The organism is Microbacter margulisiae, assembly GCF_014192515.1.
GTDB lineage: Bacteria > Bacteroidota > Bacteroidia > Bacteroidales > Paludibacteraceae > Microbacter > Microbacter margulisiae.
In genome coordinates, this window is record NZ_JACHYB010000001.1 from 690589 (window position 1) to 710641 (window position 20053).

A 20053-nucleotide genomic window follows, 5' to 3' on the forward strand; every position below is an offset into this window, starting at 1 on the left:
ATTAAAAATCACACCCTAAAAAACATTGTTATGAAAAAGATTTTATTATCTCTAATGTTAATCGTTACAACGGTTACTGTGTTTGGCCAGAAATCAAATGTTTCTTTGGCCAAAAATAAGGCTTTGGCCAGTACGCCGGACTTTCCTGCTGCTATAGCTGCTATTCAAGCTGCACAGCAAAATTCAGCAACAAAAGATGAAGCTGAAACATGGTATGTTGCAGGTACTGTTTATAATGCAATAAGCGAAAAGGAGTATGCTAAAGAATTGCTGAAACAAAAATTTGATCAAGACACGTTAGGTCTGAATTTGGTGAAAGCTTTCGGCTGTTATCTGAAAAGTTATAATTTAGATCAACAACCTAATGATAAAGGAAAAATCAAACCACGCTTTACCAAAGACATCAAGAATATTTTTCACACCTACTATACAGATGGACAGCTAATTCGCTATGGAAGTTATTTGTTTGACAAAAAACGCTATGCTGATGTAGTTAAAACATTTGAGGTTTATCTTTCAATTCCTGATTTGGAAATGTTTAAACCCGATGAATTGAAAAAAGATTCAACCTACAAAATGGTTAAATACTACACTGCAATTGCAGCTATCAACGCAAACGACACAACTACCGCTCTTAACTTGTTAGGACAACTCAAAAATGATAATTATGAGTTGAAGAATGTATATGAACTTCTATACCAAGAATATGCTGCTAAAAAAGATACCGCAAATTTTGTAGCTGTTTTGAAAACTGGTGCTTCTAAATTTCCGGCAGAACCTTTCTTTTTACAAAATCTGATTAACTATTTTATCTATTCAGGAAAAAATGCTGAAGCATTGAATTACTTGAATCAGGCTATTACAGAAGAACCTAAAGTTGCTCAATATCAATATGTAAAAGGTAATTTGTTAGAAATGAACAAAGATATTGATGGTGCTCGTGCTGCTTTTGAAAAGGCTTTGGAATTAAAACCTGATTATGCAGAAGCAGAAGCTTCACTTGGTCGTTTATATTATAATCAAGCTATTAATATGCTTTTAGCTGCTAATGACATTAAAGACGTCAATGTTTATAACCAAAAAGTAACCCAAGCGACTGATGTTTTCAAACAAGCATTACCTTATTTTGAAAAAGCCCATCAGATGAATCCCAAAGATACAGATATTACCGGTACGTTGAAAAAATTGTACTATCGTTTGCAAATGACAAAAGAGTATCAGGCATTGAACAATGAAGGAAATAATTAAAAAACGTCTTGTTTTTATTATAAAAAACCGGCAATTTTTGTCGGTTTTTTTTGTGCAGTTTATTGAATTCTCGTATCTTCGTTTTTCAAACTTTATGAACAAACTATATGGATGTAAAAATCGAAGATAGCTGGAAAACACGCTTAAACGAAGAGTTTCAAAAAGATTATTTTACTCATCTGGTGCAATTTGTAAAAACTGCATACACTCGGGGGACTGTGTATCCTCCGGCAAAAAAGATTTTTAATGCATTTGATTTATGTCCTTTTGATAAGGTAAAGGTTATAATAATTGGGCAGGATCCCTATCATGAACCTAATCAAGCACATGGTTTATGTTTTTCTGTCATGGATGGAGTTTCCTTTCCACCTTCTCTCATTAATATTTTCAAAGAAATAGAAGACGATTTGCAGATTCCGATGCCTTCATCCGGTAATCTGGAACGCTGGGCTGTACAAGGAGTCTTATTATTAAACGCAACATTAACAGTAAATGCACATCAGGCAGGTTCGCATCAAAACAAAGGGTGGGAGAGATTTACCGATCAAATAATTGAATTGCTTGCTACAGAAAAAGAGCACCTTGTTTTTATGCTATGGGGTGCCTATGCCCAACATAAAGGAGCTATCATTTCTCCTACAAAACATCTGATTTTACAATCACCACATCCATCTCCTTTATCTGCTCATCGTGGTTTTTTTGGCAATCATCATTTCAGTCGTGCAAACGCATATTTAGCAGAGCATGGTGAAACGCCAATTCAATGGTGAGATCCGAAAAATAAAATTACAATACTAGGTTAATGCAATTTAATTGCTATTTTTGTGAGATAATATTCTTAGTTTCTTTCTGAACGGAATAAAGCATCTGTTATGGATTTACGATTAAAAAGTCTGAATGTAAGAAGGTTGTCCCATGCTGTGCTTTCGCTGATTCTAATCATTTCAGAAATAATATCAATGTCTTCGTGTATTACATACCGGGAAATCAACTATTTACAAAATAGCGGTCCGGGGATTCCTAATTATGCTGATACGGCGAAGTATCATGACTATCGATTACAACCTGGTGATCGTTTGTATATTCAGGTACTTTCTTTGAATCCAGATGTAAGTAAATTATTCCAACAAAATCAATCTCAAGGAGGAGACAATGGAAATTCTGATTTATTTACTTACCGAATTGATAGTTTGGGCTCCCTGACGTTTCCTTATGTAGGTAAAATTCATGCTGGAGGAAAGACAACCCGTGAAGTTAAAACGTTGCTTGAGGAAAAAGCAACAGCGTCATTAGGAAATTGTTATTTCAGAGTATCGCTAGCAAACAATTATTTTACAGTCATTGGAGCCGGAGGCACGGGGCGATATCCTTTATTTAAGAGTAAGCTCACTATTTTTGAGGCATTAGCTATATCAGGTGATCTGAATTCAATGGCTGATCGTTCAAAAATTCGTATTTTAAGACAAACACCAACAGGTACAGTTATCAAAACATTCGATATACGAGGAAAGTCAATCATTGGATCAGAATATTATTATGTTCAACCTAATGATATTTTATATATTCAACCAATGTCTATGCAATTTTTCGGAATTACATCATGGTCCGGATTGCTAAGCTCTATAACAATGTCAGTGTCTTTTGTCCTGATATTCCTTAGCATTTATCATTATGTTAAAAAATAAATATATTACGATAAATGTCAGATTATTGAAGATAGCAGTATTTATTATTGCTGCTTTTTCTCTTGTTTCATGTGTAAATAATTATACCACAGCATATTTACAAACCAGATCTAATTTGCCTCAATATCCAAAAGGAGAATATACATCTTATGTATTACAGCCTAATGATGAAGTTAGTTTACGAGTCTTATCTATTAAAGACAACGTGAATGCACTCTTTGCTTCTAATGGAGCCAATAATTCAGCAGGTGGAACAAATAGTTATCGCATATATGCTGACAGCACGGTTGATTTTCCTTTTATGTCACATTTGAAAATAGGAGGACTCACAATAGAAGCAGCTCGGCAAGTTGTTGAAAAACATATACAAAAGCTGGATCCCAATGCAAAAGTAATGTTAGCCTTAAGTAATGACTATTTTTATGTTCTTGGGGAAGCTGGTCATGGCAGGTATGCTATTTATAAAGATAAACTAAACATATTCGAGGCATTAGCGTTGTCTGGAGACGTCACCCAGAATGGCAACAGAGCGAATATTCGTATTATCAGGCAAACAGCAAAGGGTGTTGTGATTAAAAATTTTGATATTCGAAGTCGATCTATAGTTGATTCTCCGTTTTATTATGTCTATCCAAATGATATCATTTATGTTAGCACAGCTCCAACGAGTTTTTTCCAGGTTAATTCGTTTAGTAGCTTTATTGGCATCATAACAACATCTGTATCATTCTTGTTATTGGTCTTGAACATAAAGCGTTAATTAACAACTGTTTTTTCTTTATTTCTTATGGAAACACCAACAACGCCTCCTTACCAACCCCCAATAGCATCATCCAATTTTCAAAATATGGATGATAACGAAGAGTCGTCATTTGATATCATGGAGTGGATCTTCAAGATTTTGCATCACTGGTATTTGTTTGTGATTTCTCTTATTATAACGCTTGGTATTGCGACATTGGTGAACCGAACATGGAAGCCTATTTATCAGGTTAGTGCTCAAATTTTATTAGGTTCAGGACAACCTTCGTCCAACTCACAAACAGTGATGCAAGGATTTAATTTAAACAGAGCCTACAATAACATTGACAATCAGATGATTATATTCACATCAAATGAATTAATACAAAAAACATTAGCAAAACTCAATTTTACAGTCGATTATTATACTCAAGGACGATTTAAGGTAAATGATTTATATGGTTATGCTCCAATTAATATTATATACGATCAAATTGCAGATAATGTTTATGGCTTACAGTTTGATTTTCATGATATAGATGGAGTATCTTACAGAATTACACATGAAAAAGATAACCAATTAGGCTATATTGAGCTTACTGGTAAGTATGGTGAATTACTAAAAACGCCATATTTTACTATTGTAGTAAATAAAACAGGTAATTTTTATGATCACTCATTTCTGCATTTTGCCTTTCTATCAAACGATTATCTTGCAGATTATTTTTCTTCCAGGATTTCATTAAACTTTGTTACCACAAATTCGACTGTATTATCTGTCTCCATGACAGGGGCAGTCTATCAACGCGATATTGATTTTTTAAATGCCTTGTGTGACCAGTTTTTGATAGACAATCTACAGAGAAAAAATGAAGAAGCAAACCGTACCATTACCTTTATAGATAGTCAGTTAAGTCAAATATCTGATTCTTTACACCATTCTGAGGATCAATTGCAGAATTATCGCAAAACCACTCAGGTATTTGATGTTACAAATTATACATCTTCATTAATGGGGCATATTACAACGAGTGAAGATCAGCAATTGGAATTACAGTTAAAAGAGTCATATCTTCAGTATCTTGAAAGTTACATTAAACGCAACCTGAACAAAAACCAAATCATGACTCCGTCGAGTTTAGGTGTCGTTGACCCTGTTTTAGTAGAATTATTAAATCAGTTTAATACGGCTCAAATTAATCTTAGTCAAACATCTCCGCAAAATCCATTTTATCAGAAATATTCAGAAGAACTCCAACGTATCCGTCTCGCGTTGGACGATGCCTTGAAAAATGTGCAGACTGCATTTAATATAGAAAAAGAAGATTTGAAAAAGCAATCACAAAATGCAGCTTCACGTTTGGAATCTCTTCCTGAGATTGAGAACCGCATGAACAGCTTCCAAAGAAAGTATGCCATGAATGATACGTATTATACTTATTTGTTACAGAAACGTGCAGAAGCAGAAATTCAACAAGCATCAAATGTACCAGATAACTCCATATTGGAGCGAGCAAGAATGATTTCTGTTACAAATAGTAGCGAAAAGTCTCATACGCGAATGATGGCTCTTATTTTGGGCTTACTACTTCCATTTCTCATTATTATATTAAAAGAATTTCTAAAGGTAAAAATATTGGATAAACGGGACATAGAAAAAATAACAAAATATCCATATCTGGGTAATATTCCACATGTAGTGCACAATGAAGGAATATGTGTTTTACATCATCCAAAATCATCTGTTGCAGAGTCATATCGTATTATTCGAACACGTATTAATTTTGTTGCTCAAAAAAATGATACGGCCTGCATTGTCGTTACCTCGACAGAGTCAGGAGATGGGAAAAGCCATTTTAGCCTGAATTATGCTTCAATTTGTGCAATGAGTCACGAAAAAACCATTCTAGTTGGATTAGATCTTAGAAAGCCATCTTTAGCTTCATTTCTTGGACTTGAAAACAAAATTGGTGTTACGAATGTATTATTAGGAGAAGTTTCATTAGAAGATGCTATTATTCATCCAGTTGACAATCACTTTAATTTTGACCTATTATTGGCTGGTAGTGTTCCTCCGAATCCAGGAGAACTTATTCGCTCACATAAATTAGTTGATATTATTAAGCATCTAAAGGAAACCTACCAGTACGTCATTCTTGATACAAGTCCTGTTGGTATTGTTTCTGATGCATATCCTCTAATGACGCTCACTGATGCCGTTATTTATGTCGTAAGAAGTAAAAAAACGAATAAGAAATTTTTTAAGACAGTAATTCGTCAGCTAAAAACAGATGGAATTACGCACATAGGACTAGTATTAAATGATTTGGATACCTCTAAGTCTGGATATGGCTATCATGATGGTTATCACCGTTATGGTTATGGTTATTATGGAAAAAGAATAGCCGGACAAGAGTACAACAAAGATTATTATTATGATGAATAAGCATAGCATAAAATTTTAATTATGAATATTGCAATTATTGGAACCGGATATGTTGGTCTTGTTACAGGAGCGTGTTTTGCCGAAATGGGAGTACAAGTAACGTGTGTTGATGTAGACGAAACAAAAATCGAACAACTCAAGAAGGGCATTATTCCTATTTTTGAGCCAGGACTTGACGATATGGTTAGCAGAAACATGAAAGCTAATCGGTTACATTTTACAACCTCCTTACTTTCCGTGCTGGATTCTGTAGAAGTTATTTTCAATGCCGTTGGTACTCCTCCGGGTGAAGATGGAAGTGCAGATATGCATTATGTGTATGAGGTTGCACGAACTATTGGACAACACTTATCTCATTATGCTTTAGTAGTTACTAAAAGTACGGTACCTGTAGGAACGGCGCAAACTGTAAAAGCTATCATTCAGGAAGAACTGGACAGAAGAGAAATAGAAATTCCGTTTGATGTCGCTTCAAATCCCGAATTTTTAAAAGAAGGTGATGCTCTCAACGACTTTATGAGCCCGGACAGAGTAGTGGTTGGCATCGAATCAGAACAAGCCAAGAAACTGATGACGCAACTTTACAGACCTTTTTTATTAAACAATTTCCGAGTTATTTTCATGGATATTCCTTCTGCAGAAATGACAAAATATGCTGCCAATGCAATGTTGGCAACACGTATTAGTTTCATGAATGAAATAGCAAATCTATGTGAACGAGTGGGAGCGGATGTCAATATGGTGCGGAAAGGTATTAGCAGTGATAGTCGTATCGGTACTAAATTTCTTTATTCAGGAATCGGCTATGGAGGCTCTTGCTTTCCAAAAGATGTTAGAGCCCTCATTAGAACTGCTCATAAACAGGGGTGTTCGATGAATATTCTGGAGTCTGTTGATGCTGTCAACGAACAACAAAAATCGATATTATTCAAAAAGTTTGCTGCTATATTTGAAGGTACAAATATAGAAAATAAAACAGTGGCTATCTGGGGTTTAGCATTCAAGCCTAACACTGACGATATGCGCGAAGCTCCTTCTTTGATATTAATTCGCCAACTAGTCGAAGCGGGCTGTCATATCAAGATTTTTGATCCTATTGCTATGTCAAATGCAAAAGAAGTTCTTACCAGGGAATTAACAGAACGGCAACAACAGCAAATATATTTTTCAAAAGATATTTATGACACTGTAAATGATACAGATACATTAATGTTAGTAACTGAATGGAAGGAATTCAGAATGCCAAATTGGCAGATTATTAAAAAGCTTATGAAAAAACCGATTGTCTTGGATGGAAGAAACATTTATGACAAGAAAGAAGTTATAGATGCAGGCTTTCACTACGAAGGAATCGGAGTATAACAACAGAATACTGTACACATAAACTAATGACAGACAATTACACCTTAAGCATCTATGCTCTTTCTTTTAAAATAATCATATGCGTATAATACTTATAGCAACATTCATGCTTGTAGCATGGTGCAATGGTGTCGCTCAGCAATCGACGGTACATTGTCAGTCAACATCGGAGAAACAAGACTATGACTGGGTACTACATTATTTCGTTATTGCCGGATTTCATGCATTACCAGCTCCTTCTGTTGATATTTCAATGCTTTACCATCACATCAAACAACATCCTAACCGATGGAAAACTGTGTGTAATTTTTTGATTCACAACGATTTATCAAAACTACCACTTGGAGTAAAAGTTCTGAGTGATAAAGTTTTTGTAAATGTTCAAGAGTATACTACTCGTGATCCTGGGGTTCAGCATCTTGAAGCTCATAGAAAATATATTGATTTTCAATATGTTGTTTCAGGAAGAGAATTAATGGGAAGTGGAAAACTGGCTGATGCTAAAGATGTAGTTCCTTATAACTCCAAAAAAGATGCAGGCAATTATACGTTACCCATTTTTCCTTATTATGTAGCTACTCCCGAATATTTCTTTGTTTTTTTTCCCAGTCAGGTTCATTTGACTAATATTCAATTTGGAGACAAGGCGTTGGTACGAAAATTGGTATTTAAAGTTATGTATAAATAATTGTTTATGAAACGGTTTTTGGATCTTGTAGCTGAACGCCAGAGCGATAGAGATTATGATACCCGTCCGGTAGAACAGGAAAAACTGGAGCGGATTTATGAAGCAGCCCGTTTGTCTCCTTCAGCATGTAATGCACAACCATGGAAAATTATCGTTGTAGATAAACCAGAAATAAGGTACGCTATTGCTGATGCAGCTTCCAATAAAATTGTAGGAATCAATCATTTTACAAAAAAAGCGCCTGTTCAGTTGGTTATTGTAGAAGAAAAAGCCAATCTGCTTTCGTCATTCGGAAGCTGGTCGCAACATAAGCATTACCCACATCTTGATTTAGGTATTCTTGCTGCACACATCATTTTGGCAGCAACTGACGAAGGATTGGGATCATGTGTCATTGGTTGGTTTAATGAGCAAAAAATTAAAGATATACTACACATCCCGAATTCAAAACGAGTATTGATGGTTATTTTACTTGGCTACTCTACGCAATCCCATCGAACAAAAAAGAGAAAATCTCTTTCGGAGATTCTCTCTTTCAATACCTATTAGCTTTAATCAAACTGATGACTACATTGGAGGATGGGGATAGCCACCTTCAGGACCCATCATACCTCCAGGAGGATGTCCACCTGGCATTCCTTCCCAATGGCGCTTACGATCTTGTTGCTCCTTTTGATATTGAGCTCCTTTAAAGTTTCGTAAGTCATAGGTAAACGTGAGCATCATATAGGGTTTCATAACATTTGTCGATACGTCTTCATAATATGTGTCATACACATTTTGTGACAGAGATTTGTTTTGATGGAGCAAATCATAGGCTTGCAACTTAATTTCTCCTCGCTGATTCTTAAAGATTTTTTTTCCAACAGCTGCATTCCACAAAAAGTAATTTTGATTATATCCATGACTCATTCCTGAATTTCCCTGATAGGTCAATACATTTTCGAGTGTAAATCCTTCCCATAGAATCCAGTCAAATTTGAACTGGGCTATTTGGTTCAGGTATGTACTGTTTTGGTTGGAAAACATTTGGTTACGTGCCATATTAAACGAAGCCCCATAGCTTAAGGTAAAGTCAACTTTATCACTTATGTTGCTACCCAAAATTGCTTTGGGTGTTATTACATAATTCTTGGTTATTTCTGAAACTCCGTTATAAATGGCAGGTAGACGATTGTAAGTAAACATTGTGGAGAGATTCAAATTACTTTTAAGAAAATCAACAGGAAACCCAAAAGTAACCAAGGAGCTTGCATTCCAATTGCCGGAAAGATTGACCGGATAACTATACTGTGCTCCCTTGTTCAGAACAATACCTCCAGGAAGCACAGAATCACGCTGTGCAATAAAAGTTGAATTTCCAATATAATTCATTGTATTTCCAGCGCTTAACATAAGAATGAATGTCTGTCCAGTTTTAGGGGTGAGAGTATAACGAAATAAAGCCCGGTTAGATGTTTGTTGACTCAGGTTCGGATTTCCGCCAGTGACCATCAATGGATTCGTGTTGTTTATTACGTTTTCTAATTGCTGCACAGAAGGAGCCGAAGTAGACGAACGTAACATGAAATGAATTGAGCTAATCGAGCTTACTTTATAGTTAAGCATTACCATAGGCAACAGGCTTGTATACGAAAAATGAGTATTCTGAGGCAACGGGAATGTCTCATCACCCATTAAGGTGGCATGTTGTAAATTCAGATTCGCCATCAACATTAATCCATTGATATTACGGTAACGATACCCTAATCCGCCACTTTGTGTCAAATAATCGCTGTTATACACATTTGATAGAGACGTATCCAACTGCTGTGTAAAATATTGATATGCCCTTTGATCGATGTCACGTCTATTATAATTTATTCTATATGACAATTGAATCATGCCGTGCTTACTCATTGGTTCAGTGTAAATCAAACTACTTCCCCAATTGTATCCATTGGAATTATTGAGCAAGGTTTGATAGGTATTGGTTGTGTCGGCTTGGGTATTAAAAAAGCTATGTGCCTCATAATATCCATCCTGATGATTGGTATTTGAGCCATAATTCACATAGGCAGATATGGTTCTTCCTGGTTTACTGAAGCGGTGACGATACAGCAACGACAGTGATATATTGCTTGCATCTGTTACATTATTGCTTTTGTTTGAGGTTTGATTATTAAGAACTCCGTTTAAGAAAGTTTGTCCGAAGGTTGTACTACTGTTTATATTCCGTTGAAAAAGCAGTGATGGAGTAAACGTAAACCAGTTACTTTCATCAGGTCTGTAATCCAGCCTCATATTAAACCGATGATTGTAATTTGTAGCATCAGTATGATCTTCTTCGTTATAAATCCGCCCAACATCGGCAGCGTCGAAATATGTACGGGCAACCGATTGGTCCTGTAAATTATTAGTCATGTTGAAGAAATATCCGGTTGTTATGGTCATCTTTTTACCCCAATTATCTGAATAGTTGAATCCACCTGCATTAGTTCTCGTGAGTCCCCCTTGAGAACCTATCATACCACCACCAAAACTACCACCACGAAAACCGCGAAATCCTCCACCACCCATAACTCCACCTAAATCTTCGTCCGAAAAATTTTGTTGATTGATGTTGTTGGACATACCTAATAATGTGATACGCCGATTACCATTGAATACATTTACTGACGCTGAACTTTGATAATCAATATCGTGACTATGATCTTCACCTGCACCATCAATAATTTTTCCAAAAATACCGGTTTGCATTCCACGACGAGTAACGACATTGATGGTTTTAATCGAATTCCCATCATCAAATCCTGTAAATTCAGCTTGATCACTTTTTTTGTCAAATACTTCAATATTCTTTACAATCTCAGCAGGCAGATTTTTTAACGCCAGCGTTGGGTCTCCGTTAAAGAACGGTTTCCCATCTACCAAAACCTGTTGTACGGTTTCGCCCTGAGCCTGAATAGTCCCAGAATTATCAACCACAATACCCGGCATCTTGGAAATCAGAGTCTCTGCATCAGATCCTTGCAATGTTTTGAAAGCATCAGCATTATATTTTAATGTATCGGACACCTGAATAGCACGTGTTTCACGGCCAACAGCCACTACCTCATTAAGCGCCACTGTTTTTTCATGTAAAATGATAATGCCTACATCTTGCCCGTTCTGAGTAATTTTTACATTCTGGGTTGTTGTGTTAAAACCCACATACGATACCTGCATAACATAAGGTCCAAGATAGGGTACGTTTACCGTAAATGATCCATCGTTTGCGGTAACATTTCCTACTCTTTGGTCAGAATGATTAGCAGGCCACAAATAAACTGTTGCTCCCGGTAATGAACGATGTCGGGTATCATTTACGTGTCCCTTGACACTGAATGTTTGTGCTGCGGATATGCCTGCAAACATACAAAACACGGCAAAGAATAAATGTTTCTTCATACTCTTCAAGAAAACCTGAGATTAAATTTATACTAAAGCAAAATGTGACTTTTGTAAATAAGACATTCGCTTTGCAAAAAGGTTTAATACGCACGTGTATTTTTTACCTTTATTCCTGAAGATAATTCCTGTCATTTGTAAGCACTACATGACCTATTCGACATTGAAGGCACTTTTTTAAATCGCAATAGTTCATTTTTAATTGAATAAGTGCCTGAGAATCAAACGATGAAACAACTTTAATATTCAACGCTTTCCATCCGTCAAGAATATGATTCCGCTCTGCAGGTATTTTTTCTAAAAGCTCTAAGGCATTCTCCTGTAAACATAAATTGTCTTTATGTTTGCCATAAAGAAAAAGAAAGGGTATTACGGTGTTTATAATCAACAAAGATATTGTTTTGTCTCCTAATGGTTTTTTTGACGCCCGTGAAGTGTGGCAGAATGAATAATGGGTTTGCCAATAGTTGGAAGGTTCGCAACAAAACAAAGAACTAATATAGTTTATTTTTTGATTTTCAAGTAGTTTTGAGAATAATTTTGAAGATTGATGAATCAATGCTGCGAGTTGTGCAATTCGTACGGTAGGAAAATTAACAGGACGTAAACGGAGCATGTTCCAGAGGTGTCCATCAAGGGGTTTCAAAGCATATTTTTTGCGTAGAAAGAGAGATTCTCGTTGTAAATCTTTCATATATGCGTCATCTCCAGGTATTTCCGGCAGGATGTCCAACAAGCCGGATTGTCCGAATAATAGTGCCTCAATCTGCAAAAGATTATTTTTATGTTTTCCCAGAATATTATGAGGCAACGATTTGGCTAATTGTTCAAAAGAATCTCCATTAAGATGCAATCCAAAATTACGCGTCAAAAGGATATAAAAGCTTTCCTCCCAATCATAGCCGGTATATTGTAGGATATCTTCGATTTGAGATGATTTTTGTTCAAGACGTTCAATCATTAGCGCGTTTAACCACCCATGCAACAAAACAGGATGGACCTTGTCAATCATATGACTACATGCTACAAAAGGTTTTTGTTGCAACAAAAGTGCATATTTTTCTTCCAGATCTATAAACAAAGGAAGTATAAGTTGGGGAATTTCTTCTCCGTCAGGCCGTTTTATTACAGCGTCACAATCGGTCACAACATGTAAAATAACAGATTGGTAGCGATTATCCTGATCATGATGATGTCTAAACCAGTCGGATGAACGAAGATGTACTTCGACATTCCCAGCCCAAAGCGTATCTTCAATTTTAACTTTAGCATTGAAAAAGTCAGGACCTGCATCACTATTGAGCCGTCCTGTATCAATCACTTCAAGTGGGCATCCGTTAGTAGTACACAAATCATTGTGATAAAACAATTTGTGTTGCCATGCATATTGTAATAATGCTTCTTTCATAGAGACGTGCAATAACAATGAAATTTTTCAAAGTTACGCATTTTTGCATATTACAAAAAAATATCTCAAAGCGGTTTTTATAAATCATTCCTTTTTCAGTAGCATAAAGAGATTTTGTCTTCAAAAAGAGATTTTTGCCGTTGGTTTTTACGCAATGATCGTCGTATCTTTGCAAAAAGCATGGAAAAGTTCGGTTTTGTGACGTATTTCCATAAAAACAAACATTTTACTATCATTTTTAAACCCAAATGGCGTTTTATAAAACAAGCATGTCAATGATATACAATATGTAATCAAACCAACATGCGAGTAATATATCGCTTAATAAAACAACTTGTTATCGTATGAAGTATATCATTATACTGGGTGATGGCATGGCCGATGAGCCCATTAAGGAACTTGGAAATAAAACGCCATTACAGGTAGCACATAAACCGGTAATTGATCATCTTGCCACAATCGGAAACTGTGGGATGGTTAATACTATTCCTAAGGGGTTCACACCGGGAAGCGAAATTGCGAATATGGCGGTGTTAGGCTATGATGTACCAAAAGTTTTTGAAGGCCGTGGCTCATTAGAAGCAGCAAGCATGGGCATTCCCATTGAAAATGGAGAAATGGCAATGCGATGTAATTTGATATGCATTGAAAACAAACGAATTAAAAATCACTCCGCCGGACATATTTCAAATGAAGAAGCGGCTGAGCTCATTGCATTTCTCAATGAAAAACTGGCTACAGAAACTTTCCGTTTCTTTCCTGGTGTTTCCTACCGGCATTTGTTTAAAATGAAAGGAGGAAACAAAATGTTACAATGTACTCCTCCTCATGATGTCCCCGGAACACTTTTTGCTGACGTAATGATTCAATCTCTATCTGATGAAGCTGCGTCTACTGCCAAATTATTAAATGAACTGACATTGCAGTCTCAGTCATTACTCGAAAACCATCCTATAAACCTGAAACGCAAAGCAGTAGGAAAAGATCCGGCCAATAGTATCTGGTTGTGGTCACCCGGTTATCGCCCCGATATGCAGACCCTTAGCCAATTATACGGTATTAAAAGTGGTTGGGTGATTTCTGCCGTTGATTTGATTAAAGGGATCGGAGTATATGCAGGACTTCATCCAATTGAAGTAGAAGGTGCCACAGGACTTTACAACACCAACTACGAAGGGAAAGCTCAGGCTGCTATTGAGGCCTTACGATCAGGTGATTTTGTTTATCTACATATAGAAGCCAGCGACGAGGCTGGGCATGAAGGAGATGTTGCTTTGAAAATAAAAACTATTGAATATCTAGATAATAGGGTAGTAAAGCCTATTTTTGAAGAAGTGTCACGATGGAACGAAGCTGTTACCATTGCAATATTGCCAGATCATCCAACTCCGTGTCAGTTGCGTACCCACACAGCCACACCTGTGCCTTTTATCATTTATCGTCCTGATGAAAATCCAGATGCGGTACAACAATATGATGAATTTAGTGTAAATCAAGGTTCTTATGGTATGTTGGAAAGCATGGAATTCATGAAAGTGTTACTACGGAAGTAGGCTTATTGTATAGTTTAATACAGTATCAAACCATAGAAAGGATATATTATTGAAATTATTTCCAGTTTTTTAGCACAACAGAAAGTTTCAACAAAGCATTAATATTTTACTTTTGCAACTATGATTTTTCATTCATCCTTGACAGTTGCTTTGAATATACCAAAAGAGGCGACATATTGTCAAAGATGAGCATGGTGCATTAATTCTAAAAGGACCGCGCTTGTTTGTGAAAACAACGCGGTTATTTCTTTTTACAGCTAATCTATACGCCACCCAATTACACTATGCACAAGAGTTTTTTCTAAATTCAAGTTTGACATCCTTCTGCCAGACGAATCATTTTCTCCAGTAGCTTGTACAGGAACAGAAGGAGAATGATTATCTTTGTGTTCAATCCTTCAACGAAATCAAAAACAAAATGAAGAGTAGAGTAGCCTTAGTCCGTTGTGATTCATATGATATAGAGGAAGTTAAGATGGCGGTTTCAAGAGGTATTCAACTGATTGGTGGCGCTAAATGCTTTGTAAAAACAGGAGAAAAAATTGTACTTAAAGTAAATCTTTTGGTAGGAGATACGCCTGAAAAATGTGTTACTACACATCCTTCCGTATTTAAAGCAGTAGCAGAAACATTTGCAAACGAGGGCGTAATCATCCAATACGGTGACTCCCCTGGGCACGGATCTCCTCATGCGGCAGCTAAAAAAGCTGGCATTGCTGATGTAGCAGAAGATCTGCTTATTGATCTGGCTGAGTTCAAAGAAGGCCGGGAGATTTTCTTTGAGCAAGGTAAGCAAAATAAGAAATTTTTTATAGCCAACGGAGTTCTGGATGCAGATGGTCTTATCAGTTTACCCAAAATGAAGACTCATGCTTTGGAACGATTTACAGGCAGTATTAAAAATCAATTTGGCACTGTGGTAGGAATGCGAAAAAGCGAATTTCATGTAAAGCTTCCTAATGCCATCGATTTTGCCCGAATGTTAGTGGATTTGAATAATTATATCAAACCGCGTCTTTATATCATGGATGGCATTATAGCCATGGAAGGAAACGGGCCAAGAGGAGGAACGCCCCGGCCAATGAATGTGCTACTATTCTCTACTGATCCGGTGGCACTCGATGCAACTGCCTGCAGGCTTATCAACCTGAATCCAGCGTATGTACCCACAACTATTATGGGATACCAAGCTGGAAGTGGAACCTATCTTCAGGAGGAAATAGAGTTGGTGGGTGACGATTTGAAAAGTTTTGTATGCCCTGATTTTGTAGTCGATCGAACCCCTGTGAAGCCAGCCAAGAAAAACTCCGTCCTTCTTTTTGTTAATAATCGACTGATACCGAAGCCAGTGATTCTTACGGAGAAATGTACCCAATGTGGAACATGTGTCAATAGTTGTCCTGTTGAAGGGAAAGCTGTTTACTGGGACCATAACGACCGAACAAAAGCGCCAGTATATGATTACAAGAAATGCATTCGTTGTTACTGTTGCCAGGAGATGTGCCCTGAAAATGCCATTGTACTGCAAACACCTATAATCAGAAAACTTGGAAATTTCTTATAGCTGGTTTATAGTTTATAAACACAATAATTCCGTGTTATGGATGATAGTAACGAATTAGCAATTGAGATCTTCTCTGGTACACTATGGGAATGTCAACTGGTTGTTAGTATGCTACATGATATTGAAATTGAATCATATCTTATCAATTCGGTATTCAGTACATATGCTTTTATGCCCACAAGAGCAGAACAGACCCGGGTGATGATTTCAAGTCATGACAAAATAAAAGCACAAAAAATTATAGAAGAATATTACAGCAATCTACAAAATGACAACCATTAATAGAGAATCTCATATAGTTTGTAATTTTAATACTTTCAAAGCGATGAAAACATTTCTCATTTTCCTGTGCTTATTATTGAGTACAGGAGTATACAGCCAAGAGTTTAAACAACTCGACGACGCTAAGATAAATCACCAGCAACTCCAATTTGTAAAGAAATTTGTTGCAGATTATTTTGCAGAACAGGCCGCTGGTGGATATTATGCTTTTTCAGATAATACTGCTACTGATGCTATGAGTAATGCGCTGTCAGCCTCAAAACAAAAAACTGTCTATGATCAGTTAACGTCTGCATTTGGAGCATTTAAGTCGTTTAGCTACGTGCAGACATGGGTTGACAACAACTCTCATTTAACCATATATCGTTTCAAAGGAACCTTTGGAACAAATAATTTTTTAGAAATCAGGGTTGTAATGAATTATCAAGGCAAGATAGCCGGGTTTTTCATTAAACCCTGGAGTGAAACTCTATAATACAAAATAATGATCCCTATAGAAAAATTACCTGTATTTTATATTCCTCACGGGGGTGGTCCATGGCATGCTATGGGAGATGAATCTGGCGATCCTGCTGGTTATGAAAAGTTGCGTGTATACCTTGCCAATCTGGGGAAAACATACAAAAAAAATATAAAAAATATTCTCGTGGTTTCTGCCCATTGGGAAGAAACCGTACCTACCATTTATTGTGAAAAAAATCCAAGACTTTATTATGATTATTATGGATTTCCACCATCTACTTATCACTTGAAATGGTCTGCTTCAGGTAATCCTACGTTGGAAGTTCGTGTAGATGAACTTTTAAGGAACAATGGATTCGCTACACAACGGGATACAGAAAGAGGTTATGATCATGGCGCGTTTGTGCCACTTATGGTGGCATTCCCGAAAGCACAAATTCCGGTAATACAACTATCATTGATGCATGGACTTGATCCACAACAACATATTGAAATGGGGAAAGCACTTGAGCCATTACGCTCAGAAGGAGTATTGATCATTGGTTCGGGAATGAGCTACCACAATATGCGGGGATTTATGTCTGGAAATAATGATATAACAGCAGTTTCAAAAAAGTTTGATGATTGGCTTACCGGAACTGTAATGTTACAAGATTCGATCGAACGTAATAATGCCTTAATCCACTGGCATCAGGCACCCGGAGCAAGGGAATGTCATCCACGAAGCGAACATTTGGTTCCTCTTTTTCTCATAGCTGGAGCTGCCGGTAACGATGCCGGACAACATGATTATTCGGAAATTTTGATGGATGTTGCTATTTCGGGGTATAAATTCGGATAAAAATATTGCAAATAATTGAGTTATACCTCTTGTAACGACTATTAAAGGGCATTTAAAAGCCCTAATGACAATCCCCTTTCTGGAGGATTTTGTCGTACCTTTGTGCTAAATTTCAATCAAACCCCATGGAAGAGCTTTTTCCGCTAGTAGATGAACAAGGTAATGTAATCGGAAAAGCAACACGGAGTGAATGCCATGGTGGCACATTCTGGTTGCATCCGGTTGTTCATTTACATGTTATGAATAGCGCAGGTGAGCTTTTCCTGCAAAAAAGGACATTAACGAAAGACACACAACCCGGGAAATGGGACACTTCTGTCGGTGGTCATATCAGTTATGGAGAAACAGTAGATGATGCTTTGAAACGGGAAACGTATGAAGAAATTGGCATCACTGCCTATGAGCCGATTGCCATAACCCGTTATATTTGGCAATCGGCTGTAGAAAAAGAACTAGTGAATATGTTTTACACGGTTTATGATGGTTCTTTTGCCTTCGATCCAGAAGAAATCGAAACCGGACGATTCTGGTCATTAGAAGAGATCAGACAAAATTGCGGAACAGGAAGCTTTACCCCAAACTTTGAGCATGACTTTACATTGCTAATGTCAATTGTCAATAAATAAGCATGATATAGCATCTATGCAGAAACAAAAAAACATAAATCGTTTATGGAAGTGTGTTAAAGAAGGAGTGCCAAAAGCAATAAAGACAACCATTTGGCTGCTTAAACTGATGCTGCCAGTAGCATTATTAGTGGGGTTTCTGCAATACTGGGGTGTGATTAACTGGTTTGCGTATTATGCGTCTCCTGTATTTCATTGGATTGGATTACCTGGCATTGCTTCCATTGTGTTCATTACAAGCCTATTTCTACCTATATATTCTGTTTTGGCTGTCATAGCCACACTTCCGCTTGGCATGAGGGAGATCACAATTCTGGCAATAATGTGCCTGATTACACACAGCCTGATTGTAGAATTAGCTGTGTTACGGAAAACAGGTTCTCCTATATGGAAGATATTTTGTTTACGTGTTAGCACCAGTTTTTTGGCTGCAATGCTACTGAATATATTTTTACCTGTACATATCGGGGGAGCTCATGCTGCTCAGCATGAGATATCCTTACATTCCGTGCAAGATGTGTTAGCATTATGGATAAAAACATCTATAGTTTTGATAATTAAGGTTGTTTTAATTGTAAACAGTTTGATTATTCTCCAAAACATATTACGCGAATACAAATTATTAGATTATGTATCGAAATTATTCGCTCCGCTAATGCAAATTTTTGGTTTATCTTCTAATGTTTCATTTCTATGGTTTATAGCCCAATCACTTGGGTTAGGATATGGATCCGCAGTAATGTTTGAAGAAGTAGAATCGGGGGCCGTAACAGATAGAGAAATAGAAATGCTTAATTATCATATTGCTGTTAATCATTCATTACTGGAAGATACATTGTTGTTTGTGTCCATTGGAGTTCCGGTTTTATGGATAACGTTACCCCGTATCTTTCTGGCCATATGCTTAATATGGCTTATCCGTCTTGTACATCGATTTTCCGGAAAAGTGCGAAACGCAGTAGAACTGGTACCTGTAAACTCAAATAGTAAATTTAAACAACAAGCGTAATAAACAATATATGAAAAAGATACTACTTGCAATTCTATTTATTGCCTCAATATCAGGAATTAATGCCCAAGTTCTTCCTTTGGTGGCTCCAAACTATTCATTGATCAAATCAACAACGCAAAATCCTGCATCACCTTACTATTATCCTACACTATTCAAACGTTATGTAAACAATGATACTACATTGACAATAAGCGATTATAAAATGTTGTATTATGGGTTTACTTATCAAAAAGCTTACAAACCGTATGGCAATCCGCCTCAGGATGCCATTTTAGCCCGTTATGCTGATAAAGACATTCTGACTCCTGCTGACTGCGATACTATTATTTTGTATGCAGGACAATTGGTAGCGCAGTTTCCTTTTGATCTACATTGGATTAACCGGATAGCGTATGCTTATCATGTGTTAGGAAAAGATTCAACTGCAAATCTTTGGAGTTATAAATCAAAAAAAATTATCCAGACCATTATGTCAACAGGGAATGGCCGAACTATCCCAAGCGCGTGGCACGTGATTGAAGAAGGAGATGAGTACGAAATTATCTATATGTTAGGGCTATTCCCTGTAAACCAATCTCTTGTTGCTTTACAATATGACTATATACGCGTTGCCAGTAATCCTTCGGGTATCAAGGGATTCTATTTTAATGTGCGTCGGTTGTTGGATATGGAAGGATCACAGAAATGAAACTATTACTTTATAAAT

Annotated in this window: 18 protein-coding genes; 16 read left to right on the forward strand and 2 right to left on the reverse strand. The window is 36.7% G+C overall.

Annotated features, from left to right (window positions below):
- Window positions 1-30: 30 nt before the first annotated feature.
- The 8 genes from FHX64_RS02955 to FHX64_RS02990 all read left to right on the forward strand — a co-directional run bounded on the left by FHX64_RS02955 (window position 31) and on the right by FHX64_RS02990 (window position 8719).
- Window positions 31-1248 (forward strand): tetratricopeptide repeat protein, encoded by a 1218-nt coding sequence (locus FHX64_RS02955; RefSeq protein WP_183412350.1) that lies wholly within the window; start codon window positions 31-33, stop codon window positions 1246-1248.
- Window positions 1249-1355: 107 nt separating this feature from the next.
- Complete coding sequence (ung, locus tag FHX64_RS02960) at window positions 1356-2018, forward strand: uracil-DNA glycosylase (protein WP_183412351.1); 663 nt, start codon at window positions 1356-1358, stop codon at window positions 2016-2018.
- Between the two features lie 102 nt (window positions 2019-2120).
- Window positions 2121-2933, forward strand: coding sequence for a polysaccharide biosynthesis/export family protein (locus FHX64_RS02965; protein ID WP_183412352.1), 813 nt, complete (start codon window positions 2121-2123; stop codon window positions 2931-2933).
- Window positions 2920-3693 carry a polysaccharide biosynthesis/export family protein gene (locus FHX64_RS02970; RefSeq protein WP_183412353.1) on the forward strand — a complete coding sequence of 258 codons (774 nt, stop codon included), beginning with the start codon at window positions 2920-2922 and terminating at the stop codon, window positions 3691-3693. The genes FHX64_RS02965 and FHX64_RS02970 overlap by 14 nt, the downstream gene beginning before the upstream one ends.
- Window positions 3694-3720: 27 nt before the next feature.
- Window positions 3721-6120, forward strand: coding sequence for a GumC family protein (locus tag FHX64_RS02975; RefSeq protein WP_183412354.1), 2400 nt, complete (start codon window positions 3721-3723; stop codon window positions 6118-6120).
- A 21-nt stretch (window positions 6121-6141) separates the two neighbouring features.
- Window positions 6142-7482, forward strand: coding sequence for a UDP-glucose dehydrogenase family protein (locus FHX64_RS02980; protein WP_183412355.1), 1341 nt, complete (start codon window positions 6142-6144; stop codon window positions 7480-7482).
- Window positions 7483-7561: 79 nt separating this feature from the next.
- The gene (locus FHX64_RS02985) at window positions 7562-8170 is read left to right on the forward strand and encodes a NanQ anomerase/TabA/YiaL family protein (RefSeq protein ID WP_183412356.1); all 609 of its coding nucleotides are present in this window, start codon (window positions 7562-7564) and stop codon (window positions 8168-8170) included.
- Window positions 8171-8176: 6 nt separating this feature from the next.
- Window positions 8177-8719 carry a nitroreductase family protein gene (locus tag FHX64_RS02990; protein ID WP_183412357.1) on the forward strand — a complete coding sequence of 181 codons (543 nt, stop codon included), beginning with the start codon at window positions 8177-8179 and terminating at the stop codon, window positions 8717-8719.
- 18 nt (window positions 8720-8737) lie between these two features.
- Here the strand turns inward: FHX64_RS02990 and FHX64_RS02995 are convergent, their stop codons facing one another.
- Both FHX64_RS02995 and FHX64_RS03000 read right to left on the reverse strand, forming a co-directional pair.
- Window positions 8738-11599 (reverse strand): TonB-dependent receptor, encoded by a 2862-nt coding sequence (locus FHX64_RS02995; protein ID WP_183412358.1) that lies wholly within the window; start codon window positions 11597-11599, stop codon window positions 8738-8740.
- A gap of 109 nt (window positions 11600-11708) precedes the next feature.
- Window positions 11709-13007, reverse strand: a complete 1299-nt coding sequence (locus tag FHX64_RS03000) for a DUF2851 family protein (protein WP_183412359.1) — start codon at window positions 13005-13007, stop codon at window positions 11709-11711.
- Between the two features lie 344 nt (window positions 13008-13351).
- Between FHX64_RS03000 and FHX64_RS03005 the strand changes: the two genes are divergently transcribed.
- From FHX64_RS03005 to FHX64_RS03040, 8 genes are all read left to right on the forward strand, one after another.
- On the forward strand, window positions 13352-14560 hold the full coding sequence (locus tag FHX64_RS03005) for a cofactor-independent phosphoglycerate mutase (RefSeq protein WP_183412360.1): 1209 nt from the start codon (window positions 13352-13354) through the stop codon (window positions 14558-14560).
- A 418-nt stretch (window positions 14561-14978) separates the two neighbouring features.
- Window positions 14979-16124 (forward strand): DUF362 domain-containing protein, encoded by a 1146-nt coding sequence (locus FHX64_RS03010; protein ID WP_183412361.1) that lies wholly within the window; start codon window positions 14979-14981, stop codon window positions 16122-16124.
- A 36-nt stretch (window positions 16125-16160) separates the two neighbouring features.
- The gene (locus tag FHX64_RS03015; protein WP_183412362.1) at window positions 16161-16406 is read left to right on the forward strand and encodes a putative signal transducing protein; all 246 of its coding nucleotides are present in this window, start codon (window positions 16161-16163) and stop codon (window positions 16404-16406) included.
- A gap of 43 nt (window positions 16407-16449) precedes the next feature.
- On the forward strand, window positions 16450-16881 hold the full coding sequence (locus FHX64_RS03020; RefSeq protein ID WP_183412363.1) for a DUF3887 domain-containing protein: 432 nt from the start codon (window positions 16450-16452) through the stop codon (window positions 16879-16881).
- A gap of 9 nt (window positions 16882-16890) precedes the next feature.
- Window positions 16891-17709 (forward strand): DODA-type extradiol aromatic ring-opening family dioxygenase, encoded by an 819-nt coding sequence (locus FHX64_RS03025; protein WP_183412364.1) that lies wholly within the window; start codon window positions 16891-16893, stop codon window positions 17707-17709.
- A gap of 125 nt (window positions 17710-17834) precedes the next feature.
- Window positions 17835-18335 (forward strand): NUDIX hydrolase, encoded by a 501-nt coding sequence (locus FHX64_RS03030; RefSeq protein ID WP_183412365.1) that lies wholly within the window; start codon window positions 17835-17837, stop codon window positions 18333-18335.
- Window positions 18336-18351: 16 nt separating this feature from the next.
- Window positions 18352-19344 (forward strand): nucleoside recognition domain-containing protein, encoded by a 993-nt coding sequence (locus FHX64_RS03035; protein WP_183412366.1) that lies wholly within the window; start codon window positions 18352-18354, stop codon window positions 19342-19344.
- Between the two features lie 10 nt (window positions 19345-19354).
- Window positions 19355-20035: a DUF4919 domain-containing protein gene (locus FHX64_RS03040; protein WP_183412367.1), complete on the forward strand. Its 681-nt coding sequence runs from the start codon at window positions 19355-19357 to the stop codon at window positions 20033-20035.
- Window positions 20036-20053: the final 18 nt, after the last annotated feature.

What these genes read in the sequence shown, in the direction of transcription:
- FHX64_RS02955 (WP_183412350.1), top strand. Translation starts at nt 31, where the DNA reads ATGAAAAAGATTTTATTATCTCTAATGTTAATCGTTACAACGGTTACT.
- ung (WP_183412351.1), top strand. Translation starts at nt 1,356, where the DNA reads ATGGATGTAAAAATCGAAGATAGCTGGAAAACACGCTTAAACGAAGAG.
- FHX64_RS02965 (WP_183412352.1), top strand. Translation starts at nt 2,121, where the DNA reads ATGGATTTACGATTAAAAAGTCTGAATGTAAGAAGGTTGTCCCATGCT.
- FHX64_RS02970 (WP_183412353.1), top strand. Translation starts at nt 2,920, where the DNA reads ATGTTAAAAAATAAATATATTACGATAAATGTCAGATTATTGAAGATA.
- FHX64_RS02975 (WP_183412354.1), top strand. Translation starts at nt 3,721, where the DNA reads ATGGAAACACCAACAACGCCTCCTTACCAACCCCCAATAGCATCATCC.
- FHX64_RS02980 (WP_183412355.1), top strand. Translation starts at nt 6,142, where the DNA reads ATGAATATTGCAATTATTGGAACCGGATATGTTGGTCTTGTTACAGGA.
- FHX64_RS02985 (WP_183412356.1), top strand. Translation starts at nt 7,562, where the DNA reads ATGCGTATAATACTTATAGCAACATTCATGCTTGTAGCATGGTGCAAT.
- FHX64_RS02990 (WP_183412357.1), top strand. Translation starts at nt 8,177, where the DNA reads ATGAAACGGTTTTTGGATCTTGTAGCTGAACGCCAGAGCGATAGAGAT.
- FHX64_RS02995 (WP_183412358.1), bottom strand. Translation starts at nt 11,599, where the DNA reads ATGAAGAAACATTTATTCTTTGCCGTGTTTTGTATGTTTGCAGGCATA.
- FHX64_RS03000 (WP_183412359.1), bottom strand. Translation starts at nt 13,007, where the DNA reads ATGAAAGAAGCATTATTACAATATGCATGGCAACACAAATTGTTTTAT.
- FHX64_RS03005 (WP_183412360.1), top strand. Translation starts at nt 13,352, where the DNA reads ATGAAGTATATCATTATACTGGGTGATGGCATGGCCGATGAGCCCATT.
- FHX64_RS03010 (WP_183412361.1), top strand. Translation starts at nt 14,979, where the DNA reads ATGAAGAGTAGAGTAGCCTTAGTCCGTTGTGATTCATATGATATAGAG.
- FHX64_RS03015 (WP_183412362.1), top strand. Translation starts at nt 16,161, where the DNA reads ATGGATGATAGTAACGAATTAGCAATTGAGATCTTCTCTGGTACACTA.
- FHX64_RS03020 (WP_183412363.1), top strand. Translation starts at nt 16,450, where the DNA reads ATGAAAACATTTCTCATTTTCCTGTGCTTATTATTGAGTACAGGAGTA.
- FHX64_RS03025 (WP_183412364.1), top strand. Translation starts at nt 16,891, where the DNA reads ATGATCCCTATAGAAAAATTACCTGTATTTTATATTCCTCACGGGGGT.
- FHX64_RS03030 (WP_183412365.1), top strand. Translation starts at nt 17,835, where the DNA reads ATGGAAGAGCTTTTTCCGCTAGTAGATGAACAAGGTAATGTAATCGGA.
- FHX64_RS03035 (WP_183412366.1), top strand. Translation starts at nt 18,352, where the DNA reads ATGCAGAAACAAAAAAACATAAATCGTTTATGGAAGTGTGTTAAAGAA.
- FHX64_RS03040 (WP_183412367.1), top strand. Translation starts at nt 19,355, where the DNA reads ATGAAAAAGATACTACTTGCAATTCTATTTATTGCCTCAATATCAGGA.